Source organism: Pseudooceanicola aestuariicola (genome assembly GCF_045763785.1).
Lineage (GTDB): Bacteria > Pseudomonadota > Alphaproteobacteria > Rhodobacterales > Rhodobacteraceae > Pseudooceanicola.
In genome coordinates, this window is sequence record NZ_JBJGSF010000002.1 from 354,134 (window position 1) to 372,870 (window position 18,737).

Genomic DNA, 18,737 nt, shown 5'->3' on the forward strand with positions numbered 1-18,737 from the left:
GGTACGTTACTACGCCAGGGCCTAATTTTATCCTCATGAAAACGCTTCGCTTGATGGCCGCTTCGGCCCTGACCCTTGCCCTTGCCGCGCCTGCCGCATGGGCTGACAAAATTCCGCTGAACCAGCTGTCGTCGTACTTGAACAGCATCAAGACGGCGCAGGCCAAGTTCACCCAGATCGCCGGGGACGGGTCCGTATCCACGGGCACGCTGTACCTGAAGCGGCCGGGCAAGATGCGGTTTGAATATGATCCGCCGAACAAATCCTACGTGATCGCGGATCACGGTGCGGTCGGCATTTTCGACGAAAAAGGCGATCAGTCGGTTGAACAATATCCGCTGAAACGCACACCGCTGAACATTATTCTTGCGCCCAACGTGAACCTTGGTCAGGCCAATATGGTCACCGGACACCGCGAAGACGGGCCGTCCACCATTGTCAGGGCGCAGGACCCGAAGAACCCTGAATATGGCTTTATCGAGCTGGTGTTCACCGCCAACCCGACGCAGCTGCGCCAGTGGGTCGTGCACGACGACAGCGGATCGGCCACGACCGTCGTGCTGGGCGAAATGCGTTCGGGCATGCAGTTAAGCCAGTCGCTGTTCAACTTTAACGACGGCTACGTTGCCGACCGCTGATCAGCGGTAGCGGCAACGGGCCAGCTGGCTGCGATACACCTCGGCGCGGGCAGAGACTTTGCCCGCCACGGTGATCAGCCAGCCCTTGCTTTTCCACGTCCCACGTTTGTAGCCCGTGTGCCCATCATGGTAGGCGAGGTACTGGTTGTAGGTGTCGTCCAGCGGGATGCCAAGGCGATCGCGGGTCTTGGTCATGTACCAGCCCATGAAGTCGGTCGCGTCGTTGATATCGTTGCGACGGGCACGGCGGTTGCCGGTTTCATCCCGATATTCGTCCCACGTGCCGTCCAGCGCCTGAGAGTAGCCGTAGGCCGAGGACTGGCGGCCCATCGGGATCACGCCAAGGGCAAAGCGATGCGGCGTGCGGGCGTTGCCGTCGAATTTGGATTCCTGATGGATCATCGCCATCATGACGTGCGTCGGCACACCCCACTTGCGTTCGACCTTACGGAAGGCCCGGGCATAGGGTTTGCGTTCCTGCAGCAACATGCAGGCATTATCCAGGTTTCGGGGGGATCCCTTGGGGCCGCCACATGCAGCCAACATCAATAGGATCAGGACGGCGCCAACCGTTCTTTTCATCTGCCTTCTCGCCTCTGTTCGTGTCTAACGCACTTTGACGATCATTTTAGCAAATTCCGCTGACGCCGTGAACTCACTAATTCGCGAAAGTCACAGCAAAACAGCTAGAATCAAGGGAATTGCGGCGACCGAAAACAGGGTGGACACGACGACCAGACCGGCGACGGATTGCGCATCGGCGCCGTATTTTTCCGCAAGCAGGTAAGACGTCACGGCAACCGGCGTCGCGATCTGCAGCACCAGAACGGCAAAGGCCACATCGTCGAGGTTGAAGGCCCGGCCAACGCCCCATGCGATGCCGATGCAGAGGATCAGTTTGACGATCGACATCCCGACCGCCGCAACAAGATTGCCGGGCGACAGCCGCGCCACCGCGACGCCAAGCGTGATCAGCATCAGGGGGATCGCCATCTGGCCGATCAACTCTAGCGTGTTTGTCAGGAAGGTCGGTGTTTCCCAGCCCTGCCACAGGAACAGCCCGCCAAGCACGGTGCCCCAGACCAGCGGTTCCTTTAGTGCCTTGGTCATCGATCCGCCGCCCGAAACGATCCAGATGCCGTAGGTAAAGGACCAGATCGCCATAACAGCAAAGACTACGACGGCATAGGACAGGCCGGTTTCCCCGAAGGCGAACAGGGCCAAGGGCAGGCCAAGGTTGCCCGTGTTGCCGAAGATCAGCGGCGCCTGATAGGTGCGCTGGCTGTATTTCAATGCCCAAAGCGCCACGGCGACGACAACCGTCAACAGCCCATAAGATACAACCGACGCGAGAGAAAGCGCCGTCAGCGCGGAAGGGTCGATATCCGCGCGCATCAGCGCGACGAAGATCAGGCAGGGGACCGACAGGGTCATTGCCAGACGCGTTACGAACTCTACCCTATATTCAAATCCGGCCTTCACCCAGGCAAAGCCGATAGCGGCCAAGAGAAAGACTGGCGCTACGATTTCAAGGACTGTAAGTGCGAGGTTCACAGAGTGTTTCCTTAATTTCGGGTTACTTTGTTGGACAGGAACCGGATGAACACGGTAGGTGTGGCTTAAGGGGGCTGCAAGAAATGTTAAAGACTCGCGCCAAATATCATTTGGGACAGGTGGTCCGGCACAAAAAGCATCCGTTCCGCGGCGTGATCTTTGATGTCGACCCCGAGTTCAACAACACCGAGGAATGGTACGACGCCATTCCCGAGGACAGCCGCCCCGAACGCGAACAGCCGTTTTACCATCTTTTGGCGGAAAACGACCAAAGCTACTACGTGGCATATGTGTCGGAACAGAACCTCGTCGCCGATTATTCCGGCGTGCCGGTGGACCACCCTGATATTCCCGACCTGTTCGGGCCGTTCCAGGATGGCACCTACCCGCTGCATTTCCAGCTGAATTAATACCCGATCGCGCAACCGTCCTTGCGGGGGTCCGACCCCGCCTCAAGGAAGCCGTTGTCGTGAATACGGATCGCCTGCGCGCCGCCGATGGCGGTCAGCGGCGGTTTGATCGTGTGCCCCATGTCAGCCAGTTCCTGCACGACCTCGGGTTTGAAGCCATTTTCGATGGTCAGGATTTCCCCTTCCGGGAAGGCGCGCGGGGCATCGATGGCGGCCTGCGGGTCCATACCGAAATCGCGGATGTTCGACATGAAATGCGCGTGGCCACAGGCCTGATAGGCGCCGCCCATCACGCCAAAGGGCATGATGACCTTGCCGTTTTCCTTAAGCATCCCGGGGATGATCGTGTGCAGGGGGCGCTTGCCCGGGGCCATTTCGTTTTCGTGGCCCGGCGTCAGGCTGAAGCCTGCGCCGCGGTTCTGCAGCATGATGCCGAATTTGTCGGTGCAGATGTTGGACCCGAACCCGTGAAAGACCGAATAGATCAGCGACACGGCCATGCGGTCGCCGTCGACCACGGTGATATAGACGGTGTCCTTGTGCACCGCTTCGGCCGTGGTGCCGATCTGGGCGGTGGCGCGTTTGGAATCGATCAGCGCGGCCAGTTTCGCGCCTGTCGATGGGTCCAGCATGTGGTCCAGCCGGGTCATGTGGTCCATGTCAGCGACAAAGCGGTTGCGCGCGTCATAGGCAAGGCGGGTGGCCTCGGCTTCGATATGCATCCGCTGTGCGCCGAACGGATCCATCGAAGCGATGTCGAATTGCGCAAGGATGTTGGCCAGCAGGATCGCGGTCGCGCCTTGGCCGTTCGGCGGATGCTCCCACAGCTCCATTCCGCGATATTCGCCTGAAATAGGGTCTGTTTCGTGGCCTTCGACGGCGGCGAGATCGTCCAAGGCGTGCGGGCCGCCCAAGGCCTGAAGCGTGTCGATGATGTCTTCGGCCACTTCGCCGGTATAGAAGGCCTGCGCGCCGTCATTGGCCATGCGGCGCAGCACTTCGGCCTGTCCGGGCAGGGTCAGACGCGCGCCGGGTTTGGGCGGTTCACCCCACGGCAGGAAATGTTTTTTGCCCGTCTCGGTCATACGCGGGGCAAGGCCACGGTAATCGCTGGTGACGCGGGCGGTCATGGGCACGCCGGTTTCGAAATAGTGGATGGCGGGGGCAAGGATCGCGTCCATGCCCTTTTTGCCCCACAGCGCGTTCATCCGGAAAAATCCGTCCACCGCGCCGGGCACCGTCACGGCCAGCGGGTCGGTTAGCGGCACGGTGGTTTCGCCGCGATCGCGCAGGGTTTGCGGGTCGGCACCTGCCACCGCGCGGCCAGACCCGTTGAAGGCGTGGATGTTTTCGGACCCGGCAGGAGAGACCAGCGCAAAGCAATCGCCGCCAATGCCACACATAGGCGGTTCGGTGATGCCCAGCACGAAAGCCCCTGCCATCGCTGCGTCCAGCGCATTGCCGCCGTCGCGCAGCATTTGCACTGCGACTTGGGCGGCCAGCGGGGACGAGGTCGCGCAGATGCCGTTTTCGGCCCAAACGGGGGAACGGCCGGGAAGGTGGAAATCGCGCATGGTCTGATGCCTCCGGTTAACTAAGTCCGGGCATCATGGTGTAGATTTGGCTTGGGGGGAAGTAGACCTCGGCGCCGCGTACTGGGTGGGGGCTGAATTGACGCGACGCCGAGGGAAGCCATGCAGCTACCCTTACTGTATCGCTTTGGTTTCAGGCGCGTGTGGGGAACAATCGGGACAATTTCGGGACCATTCCGCGAAGTGCCGCCGGACCGGTGCCACAATTGATGTGGTTAACCTTTATGCGGTTTGGGCGTTAACCCTAACGTTTCTTAAGGCTAACGCCGATTGGAAGGGGGCTGTGCGTGTGAGGCGGCGAACAGAGGGCCGGTGTGCCTTGGAAATTTTCCTTTGGCGCGGGCTCTTTCCGTTGAGGTCTTGGGCTTTCGCATCGGAATCGGTCTGGGGATCGCGGTCTTTGCGCGATAGGCTAAACCATTGTGGTTCAGCCTGTCCCCCCGCCGCTTTGGCCAAAGTTGCGGTCGCGCGTTGGGAAAACCGTTTAAGCCAGCCGCGCTAGCCTGTCGTCACCGTGATCGTCAGCGATCCAACCCCACCGCCATTCGATAGGTCAGGATATTGCGCCCCTGTTCCCGTCTATAGACGATGTTGCGCGCAAGGCCTTGGATCAGGAACCAGCCAAAACCGCCTTCGGGCACCAGCGTTGCGTGTTCGCGGGCGCATGGGGTGGGTGCGAGGGGCGGCTTGTCCGGGGGGATTGGCTGACCGGAATCCTCAATCTTGATTAACAGGCCGGTGGCCCCAAAACTCCAGCTAAGGCTGATGGGGCCGTCAGGGTCGTGGCGGTAGGCGTGTTCGACGATGTTATTCAGCGCCTCTGCCGTGACGAGTTCGATGGATCCCAGTTCCTCATCCTCCAGCCCGAGGGGGTCGAGCTGACCGATCAGCCGGGCCAGCGCATGGCGCACGGCCATCGGGTCTGCGGTCAGGTCGATCACTGCGCCGGGGCCTGTGGCCCGCGCGGTCGGGGTGGGGGACAGGTTGCGGCCTGTTTCAACCGACATTGGCCTGCCCCGGGGCATCGGCAGAGGCATGGATGGTAAAGACGGTATCCATTCGGGTCAGGCGAAACACCTTGGCGACATTGGGGTTCAGTGCGGCCAGTTCCAGCGCCTGCCCATCGCGCAGCTGTTTCATCGACGCGACGATCGCGCCAAGACCGCTGGAATCGATGAAATCCACTTGGGCAAGGTTCAGGATCACGCGGTCCGCCGCACGCGTACAATGTTCGCGCATGGAATCCTTGAACCGGATGGCGGCGGCGGCGTCGATGCGGGAATCCGGCACGTGGATGATGGTCACGTCGCCCGTGGTTTCAGAAGTCAGGTCCATGGTTTGCCCCGGCGTTTGCATGCTGTTGTGATGGCAACGCTAGACGCCAATCCTTACCATCCGGTATGCATTCCCCAACCAGAGGAGGATTTCATGCAAGACGTGTACATCGCAGGCGCATCGCGCACCGCCATGGGCGGGTTCCAAGGGGCATTCGACGGGGTCGAGGCGTCGACACTTGGGGGCGCGGCGATCAAGGCGGCGCTGGATGGGGCCGGTGCCTCGACCGTGGACGAAGTTCTGATGGGCTGCGTGCTGCCCGCCGGTCAGGGGCAGGCCCCGGCGCGGCAGGCGGGCTTTGCCGCCGGGCTGGACGAAGAGGTTCCGGCCACCACGCTGAACAAGATGTGCGGATCGGGCATGAAAGCCGCGATGATGGCGTTTGACCGGCTGGCACTGGGCCATGCGGATGTGATCGCTGCGGGCGGGATGGAATCAATGTCGAATGCGCCGTACCTGCTGCCCAAGATGCGCGGCGGGGCGCGGATCGGGCATCAGCAGGTGCAGGACCATATGTTCCTTGATGGGCTGGAGGATGCCTATGACAAGGGCCGTCTGATGGGCACCTTCGCCGAAGATTGTGCCGAGGCGTTTCAATTTACGCGGGAAGCGCAGGATGAATATGCGCTCAAGTCGTTGCAGAACGCTTTGGATGCGCAATCGTCCGGCGCGTTCGAGGGCGAGATCACCGGGGTGAACCTGTCGACCCGCAAGGGCGATGTGACCGTGGATCAGGATGAACAGCCGGGCAATGCGCGGCCGGACAAGATTCCGCAGCTCAAGCCCGCGTTCCGCAAGGATGGCACGGTGACGGCGGCGAATTCGTCGTCGATTTCGGATGGGGCGGCGGCGCTGATCCTGACGAGTGGTGAGGCGGCCAAGGGTCTGAACCTGCGCGCCCGCATTCTGGGGCACGCCAGTCATGCTCAGGCCCCGGCGCTGTTCCCGACCGCGCCTGTTCCGGCGGCGCAGAAGCTGCTGGATCGCATCGGCTGGTCCAAGGATGATGTCGATCTGTGGGAAGTGAACGAGGCCTTCGCCGTCGTGCCCATGGCCTTCATGCAGGAAATGGGCCTGTCGCGCGACGTGGTGAACGTGAACGGCGGGGCGTGCGCCTTGGGCCATCCCATCGGCGCATCCGGTGCGCGGATCATGGTGACGCTGCTGAACGCGCTGGAAAAGCGTGGGTTGAAGCGTGGTGTCGCCGCGATCTGTATCGGTGGCGGCGAAGGAACGGCCATCGCGATCGAGCGGGTGTAAGGCGTTTTCGCCTGAATTAGAGACTATATCGGGGGCCGCATGGGCAAATTATCGTTGATCTGGGGGCTGGCCAAAGTGCTGGGGCCAGAGGCTTTGGCCAAGGCGGCTTATTCCGGCAAGCTGGACGTCGTGGACGGTCGGGTCATCGACCCAAAGGCCAAGGCGGTGGGCGATCTGGTGATGCAGCTGCGCGACATCGACGCAATGCCCGCGCTGGAGGAAAGCCGCCGACAGCTGGACACGATGGCGGTCAAGTTCGATCTGCCGTGCCCCGATGATGTCGTCACCCGCGACATCACTCTGCCCGGTCTGACCGGGGATCGTGCGGCGAGGGTCTATGTGCCTGCGGGCGGGGATGTCATGGCTGCGCAGCCGACGCTGCTGTTCTTCCATGGTGGTGGCTGGGTGCAGGGCAGCCTGACCAGCCATCATTCGATGTGCGGGAAGCTGGCCAAGCAGGCGGGCATCCGGGTGATTTCCTATGACTACGTGCTGGCGCCAGAACACAAGTTTCCGGCCGCGCCCGACGACGTCCTGACGGTCTATCAGGCGCTGCTGGACGGGGCCGGGGGGCTGAACGTTGTGGCGGAATCGTTGATCGTTGGTGGCGACAGCGCGGGGGGCAATCTGACCGCCGGGCTGATGCATGATCTGGTCAGTCGTGGGCTGCCGCTGCCGAAGGGTCAGATGCTGATCTATCCGGCGGTAGACGGGCGGATGAACTCGGCCTCCTTAGCGGCATTGGCGCGGCAGCCGTTGTTGCCCAAGATCCGGATCGACTGGTTTCTGGATCACTACCTGCCCGAGGGTCAGGACCGTGAGGACCCAAGGTTCTCTCCTTTGCTAAGCGATCATCTGGCGGGACAGCCCCCGGCGTTCATCATCGCTGGAGGGCATGATCCGCTGTGGGACGACGGGCTGGCCTATGCGCAGGCGCTGAGCGATGCGGGCGTTGATGTTCAGCTTGTGACCTATGAAGGGCAGGTTCACGCCTTCATGTCGCTGACCAAGGTGATCCCGCAAGGGCGTGAGGCGATTGCCAAGACAGCGGTATGGCTGAAGGGGCAGTTTGCCAAATGAGTGTGAATTACGCTGAATCAGGGTCTGTTATTGCGTCCCTGACTGAGGGCGAGACCGACGCCGTGTCGCTTATGGCGACGGTCGCTTGTGAAGTGCATCATTCGGACGATCGGTTCGATTGGACAGGGTTCTACCGCGTGACCGAGCCGGGGCTTTTGAAGATCGGGCCGTACCAAGGCGGGCACGGCTGCCTTGTGATCCCGTTCGACCGTGGCGTCTGTGGCGCGGCGGCGCGGACAAAAGAGGTGCAGCTTGTTCCGGATGTCGACGCATTCCCCGGCCATATCGCCTGTGCGTCCTCGACCCGGTCCGAGCTGGTGCTGCCCGTGTTCGACAAGGCAGGAGAGGTGATCGCGGTCTTTGACATCGACAGCGATCAGCCGGACGCCTTTACCCAAGAGGACGCGGACCAGATGGCAGCGATGCTGGCGTCGGTCTTCGCAAGCGGGGACCTGACATGAGCGACGCGGCCCTGACCGGAAGCTGCCTGTGCGGCGCCTGTACCTTTGTGGTCAACGGGACGGCGCAGGGGGCATCGGTCTGTCATTGCAGCCAATGCCGCAAGATGTCCGGGCATGTCTGGAGTTCGGCCTACGTGCCAAAAGACCAACTGACTATGGATGGCCCTGTCGCATGGCACGAGGCCAGCCCAACCGCGAAGCGCGGGTTTTGTCCGACCTGCGGGTCCTATCTGTTCTGGACCGCCCACGCAGAGGACGCGATCAGCTTTGCCTTGGGGGCGTTGGATGGGCCGACAGGACTTCGGCTGGAAAAACACATCTTCACGGATGATAAGGGCGATTATTATGACATCGCCGACGGATTGCCGCAGACACCGTGACTGACACCTATGCCCCACCCGATACACCGCTGGAGGTGATCCACGAGGATCACGAGCTTTTGCTGGTCGACAAGCCCTCTGGCCTGTTGTCCGTGCCGGGAAAGGGCGAACATCTGGCAGACTGCCTGCTGACCCGCGTGCAAGAGGTGTTCCCGACCGCGCTGCTGGTGCATCGGCTGGATCGGGATACGTCGGGCATCATGGTCTTTGCGCTGACACCCCATGCGCAGCGCCATCTGGGGCTACAGTTCGAACATCGCCGGACGAAAAAGACCTATGTCGCCCGCGTGGCTGGCAAGCTGGAGCCGAAGACCGGAACCGTGGACCTGCCGTTAATCGTCGATTGGCCCAACCGGCCGCTTCAGATGGTGGACCATGAGAACGGCAAGCCCGCGCAGACGGACTGGCGCGTGCAACGTTACAAGGATGATGAGACGCGGGTGCGCCTGATGCCGCGCACGGGGCGGTCACACCAGTTACGGGTGCACATGCTGGCGCTTGGGCATCCGATCTTGGGCGATCCGTTCTATGCCACCGGGGCGGCGCGGGATTATCCGCGGCTGATGCTGCATTCGGAAGAATTGCGCCTGCTGCATCCCGATGGCGGCAAGGGCATGACCTTCAAAGCCAAGGCGCCCTTTTAGACCGCTGCTTCAGGCGCAGTTGCGGCGGATTTCGCGATCCAACAGCCCGGTTTCCACCAACATGCAGCGGTCGCGTGCTTCGTAATAATATCCGCGAGCGTACCATTTCACGGCCGTGGGTTCATCGCCGTCCGACAACAGCCACGCGCCGCGCAGGTATTTCACCGCCCACCGCAGGTTGGTGTCGGCGTCCAGAAGATCGCTGGCCTGTCCCTGAAACCCGATGCCCCGCGCGGTGGCGGGCAGGATCTGCATCATTCCGTAATATGGGCCATTGCGGGCATGTGCCCGGTAATCGCTTTCGCGCTGGATGACGCGGTGGATCAGGCTGGCGGGCACATCGTAATGGGCGGCGTATTTGTTCACCAGCGCGCGCACCTCGGCGGTTTCACCGGGGTACAGCGGGGGGCCTTTCGACACCGCAGGCTCGGGCGTTGTGGCGGCGCAGGCGGTGAGCGTCAGGCATAGCAACATAAGCGCGGCAGCGCGCAGGAATCGGTACATGGAACCCATCCGAAAATTCCGAAAGACGGGGCCATAGACGGCAAAAGCCTACGTTGCGGCAACTGGTATTATTTCGCTGGGCGAAAAACGGCCATCAGCTGACCCAGTCGGACATGTGATGGTCGTCAGGGGCGGGTTCATAGGTCATCAATTGCGCCGCAAACAGGCAGATCATGGCCAGCGCGGTATAATGCGACAGGTTCACGAAAGGCTCGATCTGGTCAAAGTAATAGGCGTCAAAGCTAATGCCGAAGATCGCGACGACGCTGAACAGCAGCCCGAACAGGGGGACGTGGAATGTCCATTCCCTGTCCAGAGGCAGGAAGCCCAGACGGATCGCGGGGCTGACAGCCAGAAGGAGTAACCCGATGATCGTCGCATGAGACAGGCCATCCTCAGGGCCTGGCGTATAGACGAACAGCCCGATGATCCTGCCATCCCGAACAAAGGCAAAAATCGCGATGGCCACCAGACCTACGGCAATCGACAGCTTTTGCACGCGGCTAAGGGCTGGCACGGGCAGGGTCGCAAGGCCCAGCAACATCAGGCACAGGCTGGTCGCCGGGACAATCGCGTTGCCATAGGGCCCCATCCGAACCAAAGCGTCCACACCGGCACCCCAGCCCAGAAACAGGCTGAGTCCGCAGAACAATAGCACTGCTATCGTCACAAGGACGCCGATAAGCCCAGAGGGTGAGTGGATCATAAGGTTCAGTCCAAGGGGTGCCCGGGGATTCGAACATCGATGGGAATTTCATATATTGCAAACGCAGCTTTGCAAAAAGAAATGACGCTGGGTCACTGCCAAAATAAATGTGGTTCACCTTAATTGGGTGTCGGGCAGCGACTCCGGGGGGTTCGACGCGGCGTGATCTGATCTGCCCACAAAAAATGGCGCGGAACCAGCCCGCGCCATTCGTGGTTCAGTAAGGCCTGAGATCAAGCGGTTTTGGCGTCCCAGCCAGAAACGGCTTTGACTTCCATGAAGTCTTCCAGACCCCAGATGCCGCCTTCGCGACCAGTGCCGGACATTTTCATGCCGCCAAAAGGCGCACCCGCGCCACGCGGCTGGCCGTTCATTTCCACCATGCCAGACCGCAGCGACAGGGCCATGCGGTTGGCACGGTCTGCATCCTGCGTCTGGACGTAGTTGGTCAGGCCATAGGGCGTGTCGTTGGCGATCTCGATCGCTTCCTCTTCGGTGTCGAAGGGGATCATGGTCAGGACCGGGCCAAAGATTTCCTCGCGCGCGATGGTCATCTGGTTGTTGGCGTCGGCAAAGACCGTCGGTTTGACAAAGAAGCCGCGGTTCAGGCCATCCGGGCGACCCGTGCCGCCAGCGATCAGCTTGGCACCTTCGTCGATGCCCTTCTGGATCAGGTCTTGGATCTTGTTGTACTGCGTTTCGTTCACGACGGGGCCGATGTGACGGCCTTCTTCGTGGGCCGACCCGACGCTGACGGCATTCGCTGCTGCCGCCGCTTCTTCGACCGCCTGATCATAACGCTCGCGCTGCACCAGCATACGCGACGGCGCGTTACAGGACTGGCCAGAATTGTTCATCATATGCATGACGCCGCGTTTGACCGCCTTGTCGTCCGCATCGGCGAAGATCACGTTCGCGCCTTTGCCGCCCAGTTCGAGGTGGACCTTTTTCAGGGTCGCGGCTGCGTTCTGGCTGATGGCGATGCCTGCGCGGGTGGACCCGGTGAAGGACACCATGTCGACGTCCTTGTGGCCGGTCAGCGCGGTGCCGACACCCATGCCGTCGCCGTTGATCATGTTGAAGACACCGGCGGGCACGCCTGCTTCATGCATCATCTCGGCAAAGAGGATCGCGTTCAGCGGGGATTCCTCGGACGGCTTCAGGATCATGGTGCAGCCTGCGATCAGGCCTGCGATCACCTTCAGCGTGACCTGGTTCATCGGCCAGTTCCAAGGCGTGATCATCGCGCAGACGCCGTAGCCTTCGTAGACGATGCGGTCGTTCGGGGCGTGATCGCCAAGCGGGCGGATGAACTGGAAGTTCTTGGCGGCCTTGATGAAATTCTTGGTATGCGCAAAACCCGCGCCCCACTGCTGGGATTTCGCCATGTCGATCGGCGCGCCCATCTCCATTGAGATGGCTTTGCCCATGTCTTCCTGACGGCTGGCGTAGATCTCTAGGAACTTCTCGACGATTGCGATCCGTTCCTGCGGGTCACGCGCCATCCATGCGGGGAAGGCGGCCTTGGCGGCTGCGACGGCTTTGTCGACGTCGGCTTCGGACCCCAGAGAGATCACGGCACAGGGCTCTTCGGTGGACGGATCAATGACGTTGTGATCGTTCGGGGTCGCCGGATCGACCCATTCCCCGTTGATGTAAAATTGGCGTTTCTCAAGCATCGCTCTCTCCCGTTTCAAGCGGACTATTCCGCATTGCGGACTGTCTTCCCGCAAAATCTGCGCCACTCTGTCACTCCCCCCCGAAGACTGCAAGCCGAGGGGTGCAAAGCGGCGGTGCGGCTCATAGATAGGGTGGGGAAACGTAATTCTCAAATGCCGACACTTGATGGAGGACATCATGGCGCTTCGTATCAACGACACCCTTCCCGACCTGACCGTCGAAACCGATCAGGGCACCTTTTCGCTGCACGAGTGGCAGGGCGATAGCTGGGCGATCCTGTTCTCGCACCCCAAGGACTTTACCCCTGTCTGCACGACCGAATTTGGCGCCGTGGCACAGTTGGCTGACGAATGGGAAAAGCGCGGCACCAAGGTGATGGGCATTTCCGTTGATGGTGTGGAAGAGCACAAGAAATGGAAAGGCGATATCGAGGCGACCGCTGGCGCGCCCGCTGGCTTCCCGATCATCGCGGACGAAGGTCTTGAGGTCGCCAAGGCGCTCGACATGCTGCCCGCCGATGCCTACCTGCCCGATGGCCGCACCCCTGCCGACAGCGCGACCGTGCGGTCCGTGTTCATCATCGCGCCGAACAAGAAGGTGCAGTTGATGATGACCTACCCGATGTCCGTGGGCCGTAACTTTGCCGAGGTGTTGCGCGCATTGGACGGTCTGCAGCGCACCTATGAACAGCCGCTGGCGACGCCGGCCAACTGGGAAACCGGTCAGGACGTGATCGTCGCGCTGTCGCTGGACGATGCGGCAGCCGAAGAAAAGTACGGCGCGATCGACAAGAAGCTGCCTTACCTGCGGTTCGCCAAGAACCCGGCCTGATTTTCTGGGCTATTGCTTTAAGGAAATGCGCGTCCCCGGTGGCGCGCATTTTTCTTTTGGGGTTCACTACGTGCAACAAGAGGTGACCCATGCTGCACGCGTTTGGCCCCGAGATCTGGACCCACGAAGGCCCCGTCGTCGATGGGTTCGCCGGGTTCCATTACCCCACCCGAATGGCGGTGATCCGGCTGGACCGCGGTGATCTGCTGATTTGGTCCCCGACCGCGTTGACCGAGGGGCTTCGTCAGGCGGTCGATGCGATGGGCCCGGTGCGCCATGTGATCGCGCCGAACATCATGCACCACATGTCGCTGCCCGAGTGGCACGCCGCTTATCCGCAAGCGCTGGTTCATGGCGTGCCCGGTCTTTCGGCCAAACGGCCCGAGGTGCGGTTTGCATCCGATTTGGGCGACGCTGCGCATCTGGCCTGGGCGGGCGAGGTTGATCAGGTGGTGATCCCCAACACCATCGCGGACGAGGTGGTGTTTTTCCACCGCCTCAGCGGCACCGTGATCTTTACGGACCTTCTGCAGAACCTGCCACAAGGGTGGTTCAAGGGCTGGCGTCGGTTGGTGGCCCGGATCGACCTGATGACCGGGGATGTGCCACAGGTGCCGCGCAAGTTCTGGATGGCGATGAAGCCGAAATCGGTGGTGAAGGCTCAGGTCGAGAAGGTTTTGGACTGGCCTGCGCAAAGGGTGGTGATGGCGCATGGAACGCCAGTGACTGAACACCCGAGGGAGTTTCTGCGGCAGGCGTTCGGCTGGCTAAAGTAGAGACTAATTAGGCGAAATTTCACTCTTCCCAGCATTTGTGCTTCGCGCTAAGGGCAGCGACCGACCCGGGGTGGCGCGAAAGCGCCGCCCATGGGGCGGGTCGGCGCTGCCCGGCGTAACCGCCGGGCGGGACATCTGTTCGGTGTAGCGCCTAGCTAGAAGAAGGCCACAGCGCTGCTGCCAGAAAATCCTCCGGCACCTCATCCCGCCCGTCCAGCACCAGATCGGCCATGACCTCGCCTACCTTCGGGGCCATGCCAAAGCCGATCTTGAACCCTCCGTTGGCGATGAAGTGCCCTCCGCGCCCCGGCCATGCGCCCAGCATAGGTGCGCGGGATCGCGACCTTGGCCGGACCCCGGCCCAACGCTCGATCACGGGCGCATCTGCCAGCGCGGGGACGGCCTGGATGGCGGCGGCGATCACGTCGTCCAGCGCGGCGTCGGTGCTGCTTGGGTCGTCGTACTCTCGTTCACTGGTCGATCCGATGGCGACCGTGCCGTCGGCATGCGGCACGATGTGGACGGTGTTGGCAAAGACCTGCGGCATGTCGCGGGCGTCGAACTGCAGCAAAGCCGCCTGACCTTTGACGCCGACGCCGATCATGCGCCCCGCCTGCGCCGACATCTCCTCCAGCCCCGCGACGCCTGTGGCGTGGATGACGGGGCCTTGGTCAGGGGCGTCCTCAACGATTTCACCGCCCGCCGCGCGAATGGCTTCGACCAGCGCAAGACAGGCTTTGCGCGGATGGATGCGGGCGGTCAGGGTGTCGAAGATGAACAGGCCCGTCGGGCTATCGGGGGCGAAGGTGCCGGGCGTGTCGGTGACGGCCCATGTGGCATTGTCCTGCCATAGCTCTTTGGCGGTGACCTCTCGGCCTTTGGCCAGCGAAACGGCGTGGTCGTCGGCCAAGGGCTGAACCCGGCCCAGACGGGCATAACCGCTTAAAAGCCCTGATTTAGTCTCGATTTCCTGCCAATAGTCCGCTGCCATCAACAGGCTGTCCAACTGGAACGCCTTCTTGGCATTCCAGTTCTCGGGGACATGCGGGGCAAGCGCGCCGACGATGCCGCCGGACGATCCGGCACCGACGCCAAAGGGGTCCACGACCCGCACTTTCGCACCGCGCCGGGCGCAGGACCACGCACAGGCCAGACCAAAGGCTCCGGCCCCGCGAATGGTTACGTCGATCCTTGTCATCCGATGGCCTCCGATCCATGGTGCGGCATCCGCCCACGACAGTCTCTGGGGCGGCTTCTAAAGGATCCCGGCATGAGCGGCCATACCGCCCCTGACAGACCCGAGCTGACGTGGCGCGAGGGCGTGACGCCCGTGTCCACCCAGTTCGATGACCCGTATTTCAGCCTTGAAAACGGTCTGGCCGAAACCTGCCACGTCTTTTTAACCGGCAACGACCTGCCTGCGCGGTTCGGGCCGGGGTTTCAGATTGCTGAACTGGGGTTCGGGACCGGGCTGAACCTGCTGGCCGCGCTGAGGGCTTGGCGCGCGGCGGGTGTCGCGGGCCCACTGCGGTTCACCACGTTCGAGGCCTATCCGATGGCCGCTGACGATATGATCCGTGCGCAGCAGGTTTTCCCGGAAATGGCTGATTTAGTCTCTGAACTGGCGCCGCATTGGGGCGGTGATCAGATAACGCTGCCGGACCTTGAGTTCCGCATGATCGTGGGCGACGCGCGGCAGACTTTGCCCGTGTGGGACGGTGCGGCGGATGCTTGGTTTCTGGACGGTTTTTCGCCCGCTAAGAACCCAGAGCTTTGGGGCGAAGACCTGATGCAGGCCGTCTATGACCACACCGCGCCGGGCGGCACGGCGGCGACCTATACGGCGGCGGGACACGTGCGGCGGGGGCTGGAAGCTGCAGGCTTTACTGTCACTCGCATCCCCGGTTATGGCCGCAAACGACATATGACACAGGCGCGCAAAGATGGCTGAACAGAACACCAAGCTGGGCATCTGGCTGATGATTGCGACGACCTTCGTGTTCGCCGCGCAGGACGCGATTTCGCGACATCTGGTGGCGGATTACCCGGTGCTGATGGTGGTGATGATCCGTTATTGGTTTTTCGGTCTGTTCGTCATGGTGCTGGCGTCGCGCAAGGCGGGCGGGATCAAGAATGCGGCCCGGACGGAACAGCCGATCGTTCAGATCTTCCGTGGCGTCCTGCTGGCGGCCGAGATCTGCGTGATGGTCACCGCCTTCGATCTGCTGGGGCTGGTCGAAAGCCACGCGGTGTTCGTCTGCTATCCCCTGCTGATCGCCGCGCTGTCGGGGCCGATCCTTGGGGAGCAGGTCGGCTGGCGTCGGTGGGCGGCGATCGGGGTGGGGTTCATCGGCGTGCTGATCGTGCTGCAACCGGGCTTTGGCGTCTTCGCCATCGAGGCGCTGGTGCCGCTGCTCGCTGCGTTGATGTTCGCGCTTTATGGCCTGCTGACGCGCTATGTGGCGCGCAAAGATACCTCGGCCACGTCGTTTTTCTGGACGGGCGTGACGGGGGCCATCGTGATGACTGTCGTTGGGATCTGGACATGGACGCCCATGGCGCCTGACGCTTGGATTTGGATGGGGACGCTGTGCCTGACCGGGGCCTTGGGGCATTACCTGCTGATCCGCAGCTATGAGGTGGCCGAGGCCAGCGCAGTTCAGCCCTTTGCCTATTTCCAGCTGATGTTCGCCGCAATCATCGGGCTGATCGTCTTTAGCGAGGTGATCCGCCTGAACGTCGCGATCGGGGCGGGGATCATCGTCAGCGCGGGCCTATTCACCCTGTGGCGGGAACGCCGCAACAGTTGAGCCCTTGATTTCGGTCGTGAAGGGCACGGGCAGGGGCGTCTGGCCCAGTCGCGCGCGATAGATCGGCAGGCTTTCCGCAACGCGCTGCACATAGTTGCGGGTTTCGCGGAACGGGATGTGTTCGATCCAGTCGACCACGTCGGTTTCTGCGTCACGCGGGTCGCCGAATTGCTGCGCCCACCGTTCCGGCCGCGACGGGCCTGCGTTGTACCCGGCCGAGATCATCAGCACGTTGCCCGAGAATTGGTCGACCAGCTGCGCCAGATAGGCCGAGCCGAGCTTGGCGTTATAGTCCCAATCGCCCAGACGCCCGGCGACATCGTCGGCATCGCCGATCTTGCGCGCCATTTCGCGGGCGGTGGCGGGCATCAATTGCATCAGACCACGCGCGCCGACGGGGCTGGTGACGCCGGGGTCAAACTCGCTTTCCCTCCGGGCGATGGCCAGCGCCATTTCCATGCTGACGGGCAGCTCCATCTGGGTCATCGGGTGCAGGGCGTAGTAGTGGCGCGGGATCACGATGGTGCGTTGCGCGGCGGCCTTGCCCAGCATGACCTGCAGGTGGGGATCGCCCGCCTCTTCGACCATCTGGCCTAGGGCGTTCAATTCGGTTTCGGTGGCCGTTTCGGCCATGTGTTTCAGGAACCGTTCCGCATCGTAATCATACCCGGCCGAACGAAGCAGGATCACCGCCTGACGCAGGTCGCTGTCGGCCAGTGCGGTTTCGGACCAGTCAGGCACGGTTTCCATCCCGGCCAGCGACGCGCCGAAGGGCATGTTGATCTTTTCAGCTGCCAGCAGGCCGTAGAAAGACGTCTGTTGCGCCGCGCCGTCACGATAGGCGGCTTCAGCGTCTTCTGGCCGCTCCAACGCCTCAAGCGCGCGACCCCGCCAATAGCCTGCGCGGCCCAACGAAATCGGGGTGTAGATGCCGTCTTCGAATTGCTCAAAATGCATCAGGGCGCGTTCGGCATCGTCAAGGTATGTCAGCGCAATGTAGCCCGCCAGCCATTCCAGATCGGCAAAGCTGCTGCCGGTGGTCAGCTGGTGGTTGGCCGCAAGTTCATAGGCGATCTGCGGATCGCCGCTGCGCATCTCTCCTCGGGCATAAGACCGGCGGAGGTTGGCCCATTTCTCGGGGTAGCCCAAGCCGCCGGGAATGGCGCTTTGGCTGCGCATCAGTTCTTTCGCGCCGTCGTTCAGACCTTTGCGGTAGCGCCAGAAGAATCGGTCATAGGCCAGCCCGGGGTCTTTCAACTGATCGGCGGACAGATCGTCGATCAGCGCGTCCACATTGCCCGCGCGGGCCTGTAGTGCCAGCCGGGCGCGCGCCAGTTTCGCGTCGTCGTCAGAAACGACGCCCAGCATCCGCTGCGTGTCGCTGTCGCGGTCCTGCCAGATCGCTTCGGACAGGCGGGCGGCGTGGTGGTCTTTCAGCAACTCGCCGTAGCGATCCATGAAAGCGGCGTGTTCTTCGGCGGTCAGATCAAGCGTGCGCCAGGCCAGAACGATGGTGGCTTCGGCCTCTCCGACTTCACCCGCTGTTTCCAGCGCGCGTGCCAGTCGCAGCGCGCCGGTGCCGGTCCCCGGGCGGGCATCTGCAAAAAGCGCGCGGACCTCGGCATCGGTGGCGTCCTCGAACGCGGCTTCATTCTGTTTGCGCAGGTAATCAAGGCCGGGCCAATGGGCGTTGCGATCCAGAAAGGTCAGCACCTCGTCGACCGATCCGCGGCCAGAGCGGAGGCGCGTCCATTCTATGTAATCCTGTGCGACCGCGCCGTCACGGCCCGCCAGTGTATGCGCCAGATCCCAATCGCCATCCCGCGCCGCGTTCAGGGCCGAGGCCAGCGCACGAGGCGGCTGCAGCTCTTCCATGTTGTCGGGATTGCTTTGGGCCGCGGCGGGGCCAAGGGGCGTCCAGCACATCACTCCGATGGCCAGCACGCCCGCGACAAGGGCACGGTACGGTATCACTTGCATTTCGTTGGCTTAACCCGGATAGACACGCCACAAATGTAGACCTCTGGCCCGTACCCTCAAGGATTCGAAGGTTAATGGGCAGAAAACCGCACTCGG

General features: G+C 62.2%; 21 protein-coding genes. 11 read left to right on the top strand and 10 right to left on the bottom strand.

Annotated elements, in window-relative coordinates:
- Positions 1-35 precede the first annotated feature (35 nt).
- On the top strand, positions 36-638 hold the full coding sequence (locus ACI3GR_RS09600; protein WP_407494023.1) for a LolA family protein: 603 nt from the start codon (positions 36-38) through the stop codon (positions 636-638).
- Here the strand turns inward: ACI3GR_RS09600 and ACI3GR_RS09605 are convergent, their stop codons facing one another.
- Positions 639-1,220, bottom strand: coding sequence for a transglycosylase SLT domain-containing protein (locus ACI3GR_RS09605; RefSeq protein WP_407494024.1), 582 nt, complete (start codon positions 1,218-1,220; stop codon positions 639-641).
- 90 nt (positions 1,221-1,310) lie between these two features.
- Positions 1,311-2,192, bottom strand: coding sequence for an AEC family transporter (locus ACI3GR_RS09610; protein ID WP_407494025.1), 882 nt, complete (start codon positions 2,190-2,192; stop codon positions 1,311-1,313).
- Between the two features lie 83 nt (positions 2,193-2,275).
- Here ACI3GR_RS09610 and hspQ point away from each other — a divergent pair, with 83 nt between their 5' ends.
- Entirely contained in the window at positions 2,276-2,602 is a 327-nt protein-coding gene (gene hspQ, locus ACI3GR_RS09615) for a heat shock protein HspQ (RefSeq protein ID WP_407494026.1), read from the top strand.
- Here hspQ and ACI3GR_RS09620 read toward each other — a convergent pair.
- From ACI3GR_RS09620 to ACI3GR_RS09630, 3 genes are all read right to left on the bottom strand, one after another.
- The gene (locus tag ACI3GR_RS09620; RefSeq protein ID WP_407494027.1) at positions 2,599-4,176 is read right to left on the bottom strand and encodes a gamma-glutamyltransferase family protein; all 1,578 of its coding nucleotides are present in this window, start codon (positions 4,174-4,176) and stop codon (positions 2,599-2,601) included. The genes hspQ and ACI3GR_RS09620 overlap by 4 nt on opposite strands.
- Before the next feature lie 539 nt (positions 4,177-4,715).
- Entirely contained in the window at positions 4,716-5,201 is a 486-nt protein-coding gene (locus tag ACI3GR_RS09625) for an ATP-binding protein (RefSeq protein WP_407494029.1), read from the bottom strand.
- Entirely contained in the window at positions 5,191-5,529 is a 339-nt protein-coding gene (locus ACI3GR_RS09630) for an STAS domain-containing protein (protein ID WP_407494030.1), read from the bottom strand. The genes ACI3GR_RS09625 and ACI3GR_RS09630 overlap by 11 nt, the downstream gene beginning before the upstream one ends.
- Positions 5,530-5,622: 93 nt before the next feature.
- Between ACI3GR_RS09630 and ACI3GR_RS09635 the strand changes: the two genes are divergently transcribed.
- From ACI3GR_RS09635 to ACI3GR_RS09655, 5 genes are read left to right on the top strand one after another with little or no spacing between them, the layout of a single operon-like run.
- Entirely contained in the window at positions 5,623-6,789 is a 1,167-nt protein-coding gene (locus ACI3GR_RS09635) for a thiolase family protein (RefSeq protein ID WP_407494031.1), read from the top strand.
- Positions 6,790-6,828: 39 nt separating this feature from the next.
- Positions 6,829-7,869: an alpha/beta hydrolase gene (locus ACI3GR_RS09640; protein ID WP_407494032.1), complete on the top strand. Its 1,041-nt coding sequence runs from the start codon at positions 6,829-6,831 to the stop codon at positions 7,867-7,869.
- Positions 7,866-8,330 carry a GAF domain-containing protein gene (locus tag ACI3GR_RS09645; RefSeq protein WP_407494033.1) on the top strand — a complete coding sequence of 155 codons (465 nt, stop codon included), beginning with the start codon at positions 7,866-7,868 and terminating at the stop codon, positions 8,328-8,330. The genes ACI3GR_RS09640 and ACI3GR_RS09645 overlap by 4 nt, the downstream gene beginning before the upstream one ends.
- The gene (locus tag ACI3GR_RS09650; RefSeq protein ID WP_407494034.1) at positions 8,327-8,710 is read left to right on the top strand and encodes a GFA family protein; all 384 of its coding nucleotides are present in this window, start codon (positions 8,327-8,329) and stop codon (positions 8,708-8,710) included. Before ACI3GR_RS09645 ends, ACI3GR_RS09650 begins: the two co-directional genes overlap by 4 nt.
- The gene (locus tag ACI3GR_RS09655) at positions 8,707-9,354 is read left to right on the top strand and encodes an RluA family pseudouridine synthase (protein ID WP_407494036.1); all 648 of its coding nucleotides are present in this window, start codon (positions 8,707-8,709) and stop codon (positions 9,352-9,354) included. The genes ACI3GR_RS09650 and ACI3GR_RS09655 overlap by 4 nt, the downstream gene beginning before the upstream one ends.
- 9 nt (positions 9,355-9,363) lie before the next feature.
- On the opposite strand, the gene ACI3GR_RS09660 is transcribed toward ACI3GR_RS09655, so the two are convergent.
- The 3 genes from ACI3GR_RS09660 to ACI3GR_RS09670 all read right to left on the bottom strand — a co-directional run bounded on the left by ACI3GR_RS09660 (position 9,364) and on the right by ACI3GR_RS09670 (position 12,243).
- Positions 9,364-9,858 (bottom strand): transglycosylase SLT domain-containing protein, encoded by a 495-nt coding sequence (locus tag ACI3GR_RS09660; protein WP_407494037.1) that lies wholly within the window; start codon positions 9,856-9,858, stop codon positions 9,364-9,366.
- Between the two features lie 94 nt (positions 9,859-9,952).
- Positions 9,953-10,564: a hypothetical protein gene (locus ACI3GR_RS09665; protein ID WP_407494039.1), complete on the bottom strand. Its 612-nt coding sequence runs from the start codon at positions 10,562-10,564 to the stop codon at positions 9,953-9,955.
- Positions 10,565-10,797: 233 nt separating this feature from the next.
- On the bottom strand, positions 10,798-12,243 hold the full coding sequence (locus ACI3GR_RS09670; protein ID WP_407494040.1) for an aldehyde dehydrogenase family protein: 1,446 nt from the start codon (positions 12,241-12,243) through the stop codon (positions 10,798-10,800).
- Between the two features lie 178 nt (positions 12,244-12,421).
- Between ACI3GR_RS09670 and ACI3GR_RS09675 the strand changes: the two genes are divergently transcribed.
- Both ACI3GR_RS09675 and ACI3GR_RS09680 read left to right on the top strand, forming a co-directional pair.
- On the top strand, positions 12,422-13,075 hold the full coding sequence (locus tag ACI3GR_RS09675; RefSeq protein WP_407494041.1) for a peroxiredoxin: 654 nt from the start codon (positions 12,422-12,424) through the stop codon (positions 13,073-13,075).
- An 89-nt stretch (positions 13,076-13,164) separates the two neighbouring features.
- On the top strand, positions 13,165-13,851 hold the full coding sequence (locus ACI3GR_RS09680; protein ID WP_407494042.1) for a DUF4336 domain-containing protein: 687 nt from the start codon (positions 13,165-13,167) through the stop codon (positions 13,849-13,851).
- Between the two features lie 151 nt (positions 13,852-14,002).
- Here the strand turns inward: ACI3GR_RS09680 and ACI3GR_RS09685 are convergent, their stop codons facing one another.
- The gene (locus tag ACI3GR_RS09685; protein ID WP_407494043.1) at positions 14,003-15,049 is read right to left on the bottom strand and encodes an NAD(P)/FAD-dependent oxidoreductase; all 1,047 of its coding nucleotides are present in this window, start codon (positions 15,047-15,049) and stop codon (positions 14,003-14,005) included.
- 72 nt (positions 15,050-15,121) lie between these two features.
- Here ACI3GR_RS09685 and mnmC2 point away from each other — a divergent pair, with 72 nt between their 5' ends.
- Both mnmC2 and ACI3GR_RS09695 read left to right on the top strand, forming a co-directional pair.
- Positions 15,122-15,802, top strand: coding sequence for a tRNA (5-methylaminomethyl-2-thiouridine)(34)-methyltransferase MnmC2 (mnmC2, locus tag ACI3GR_RS09690; protein WP_407494044.1), 681 nt, complete (start codon positions 15,122-15,124; stop codon positions 15,800-15,802).
- Positions 15,795-16,661: a DMT family transporter gene (locus tag ACI3GR_RS09695; RefSeq protein ID WP_407494045.1), complete on the top strand. Its 867-nt coding sequence runs from the start codon at positions 15,795-15,797 to the stop codon at positions 16,659-16,661. The genes mnmC2 and ACI3GR_RS09695 overlap by 8 nt, the downstream gene beginning before the upstream one ends.
- Here the strand turns inward: ACI3GR_RS09695 and ACI3GR_RS09700 are convergent.
- Positions 16,626-18,641: a lytic transglycosylase domain-containing protein gene (locus ACI3GR_RS09700; protein ID WP_407494046.1), complete on the bottom strand. Its 2,016-nt coding sequence runs from the start codon at positions 18,639-18,641 to the stop codon at positions 16,626-16,628. The genes ACI3GR_RS09695 and ACI3GR_RS09700 overlap by 36 nt on opposite strands.
- Positions 18,642-18,737 lie beyond the last annotated feature (96 nt).

What these genes read in the sequence shown, in the direction of transcription:
- ACI3GR_RS09600 (WP_407494023.1), top strand. Translation starts at nt 36, where the DNA reads ATGAAAACGCTTCGCTTGATGGCCGCTTCGGCCCTGACCCTTGCCCTT.
- ACI3GR_RS09605 (WP_407494024.1), bottom strand. Translation starts at nt 1,220, where the DNA reads ATGAAAAGAACGGTTGGCGCCGTCCTGATCCTATTGATGTTGGCTGCA.
- hspQ (WP_407494026.1), top strand. Translation starts at nt 2,276, where the DNA reads ATGTTAAAGACTCGCGCCAAATATCATTTGGGACAGGTGGTCCGGCAC.
- ACI3GR_RS09620 (WP_407494027.1), bottom strand. Translation starts at nt 4,176, where the DNA reads ATGCGCGATTTCCACCTTCCCGGCCGTTCCCCCGTTTGGGCCGAAAAC.
- ACI3GR_RS09625 (WP_407494029.1), bottom strand. Translation starts at nt 5,201, where the DNA reads ATGTCGGTTGAAACAGGCCGCAACCTGTCCCCCACCCCGACCGCGCGG.
- ACI3GR_RS09630 (WP_407494030.1), bottom strand. Translation starts at nt 5,529, where the DNA reads ATGGACCTGACTTCTGAAACCACGGGCGACGTGACCATCATCCACGTG.
- ACI3GR_RS09635 (WP_407494031.1), top strand. Translation starts at nt 5,623, where the DNA reads ATGCAAGACGTGTACATCGCAGGCGCATCGCGCACCGCCATGGGCGGG.
- ACI3GR_RS09640 (WP_407494032.1), top strand. Translation starts at nt 6,829, where the DNA reads ATGGGCAAATTATCGTTGATCTGGGGGCTGGCCAAAGTGCTGGGGCCA.
- ACI3GR_RS09645 (WP_407494033.1), top strand. Translation starts at nt 7,866, where the DNA reads ATGAGTGTGAATTACGCTGAATCAGGGTCTGTTATTGCGTCCCTGACT.
- ACI3GR_RS09650 (WP_407494034.1), top strand. Translation starts at nt 8,327, where the DNA reads ATGAGCGACGCGGCCCTGACCGGAAGCTGCCTGTGCGGCGCCTGTACC.
- ACI3GR_RS09660 (WP_407494037.1), bottom strand. Translation starts at nt 9,858, where the DNA reads ATGTACCGATTCCTGCGCGCTGCCGCGCTTATGTTGCTATGCCTGACG.
- ACI3GR_RS09665 (WP_407494039.1), bottom strand. Translation starts at nt 10,564, where the DNA reads ATGATCCACTCACCCTCTGGGCTTATCGGCGTCCTTGTGACGATAGCA.
- ACI3GR_RS09670 (WP_407494040.1), bottom strand. Translation starts at nt 12,243, where the DNA reads ATGCTTGAGAAACGCCAATTTTACATCAACGGGGAATGGGTCGATCCG.
- ACI3GR_RS09675 (WP_407494041.1), top strand. Translation starts at nt 12,422, where the DNA reads ATGGCGCTTCGTATCAACGACACCCTTCCCGACCTGACCGTCGAAACC.
- ACI3GR_RS09680 (WP_407494042.1), top strand. Translation starts at nt 13,165, where the DNA reads ATGCTGCACGCGTTTGGCCCCGAGATCTGGACCCACGAAGGCCCCGTC.
- ACI3GR_RS09685 (WP_407494043.1), bottom strand. Translation starts at nt 15,049, where the DNA reads ATGACAAGGATCGACGTAACCATTCGCGGGGCCGGAGCCTTTGGTCTG.
- mnmC2 (WP_407494044.1), top strand. Translation starts at nt 15,122, where the DNA reads ATGAGCGGCCATACCGCCCCTGACAGACCCGAGCTGACGTGGCGCGAG.
- ACI3GR_RS09695 (WP_407494045.1), top strand. Translation starts at nt 15,795, where the DNA reads ATGGCTGAACAGAACACCAAGCTGGGCATCTGGCTGATGATTGCGACG.
- ACI3GR_RS09700 (WP_407494046.1), bottom strand. Translation starts at nt 18,641, where the DNA reads ATGCAAGTGATACCGTACCGTGCCCTTGTCGCGGGCGTGCTGGCCATC.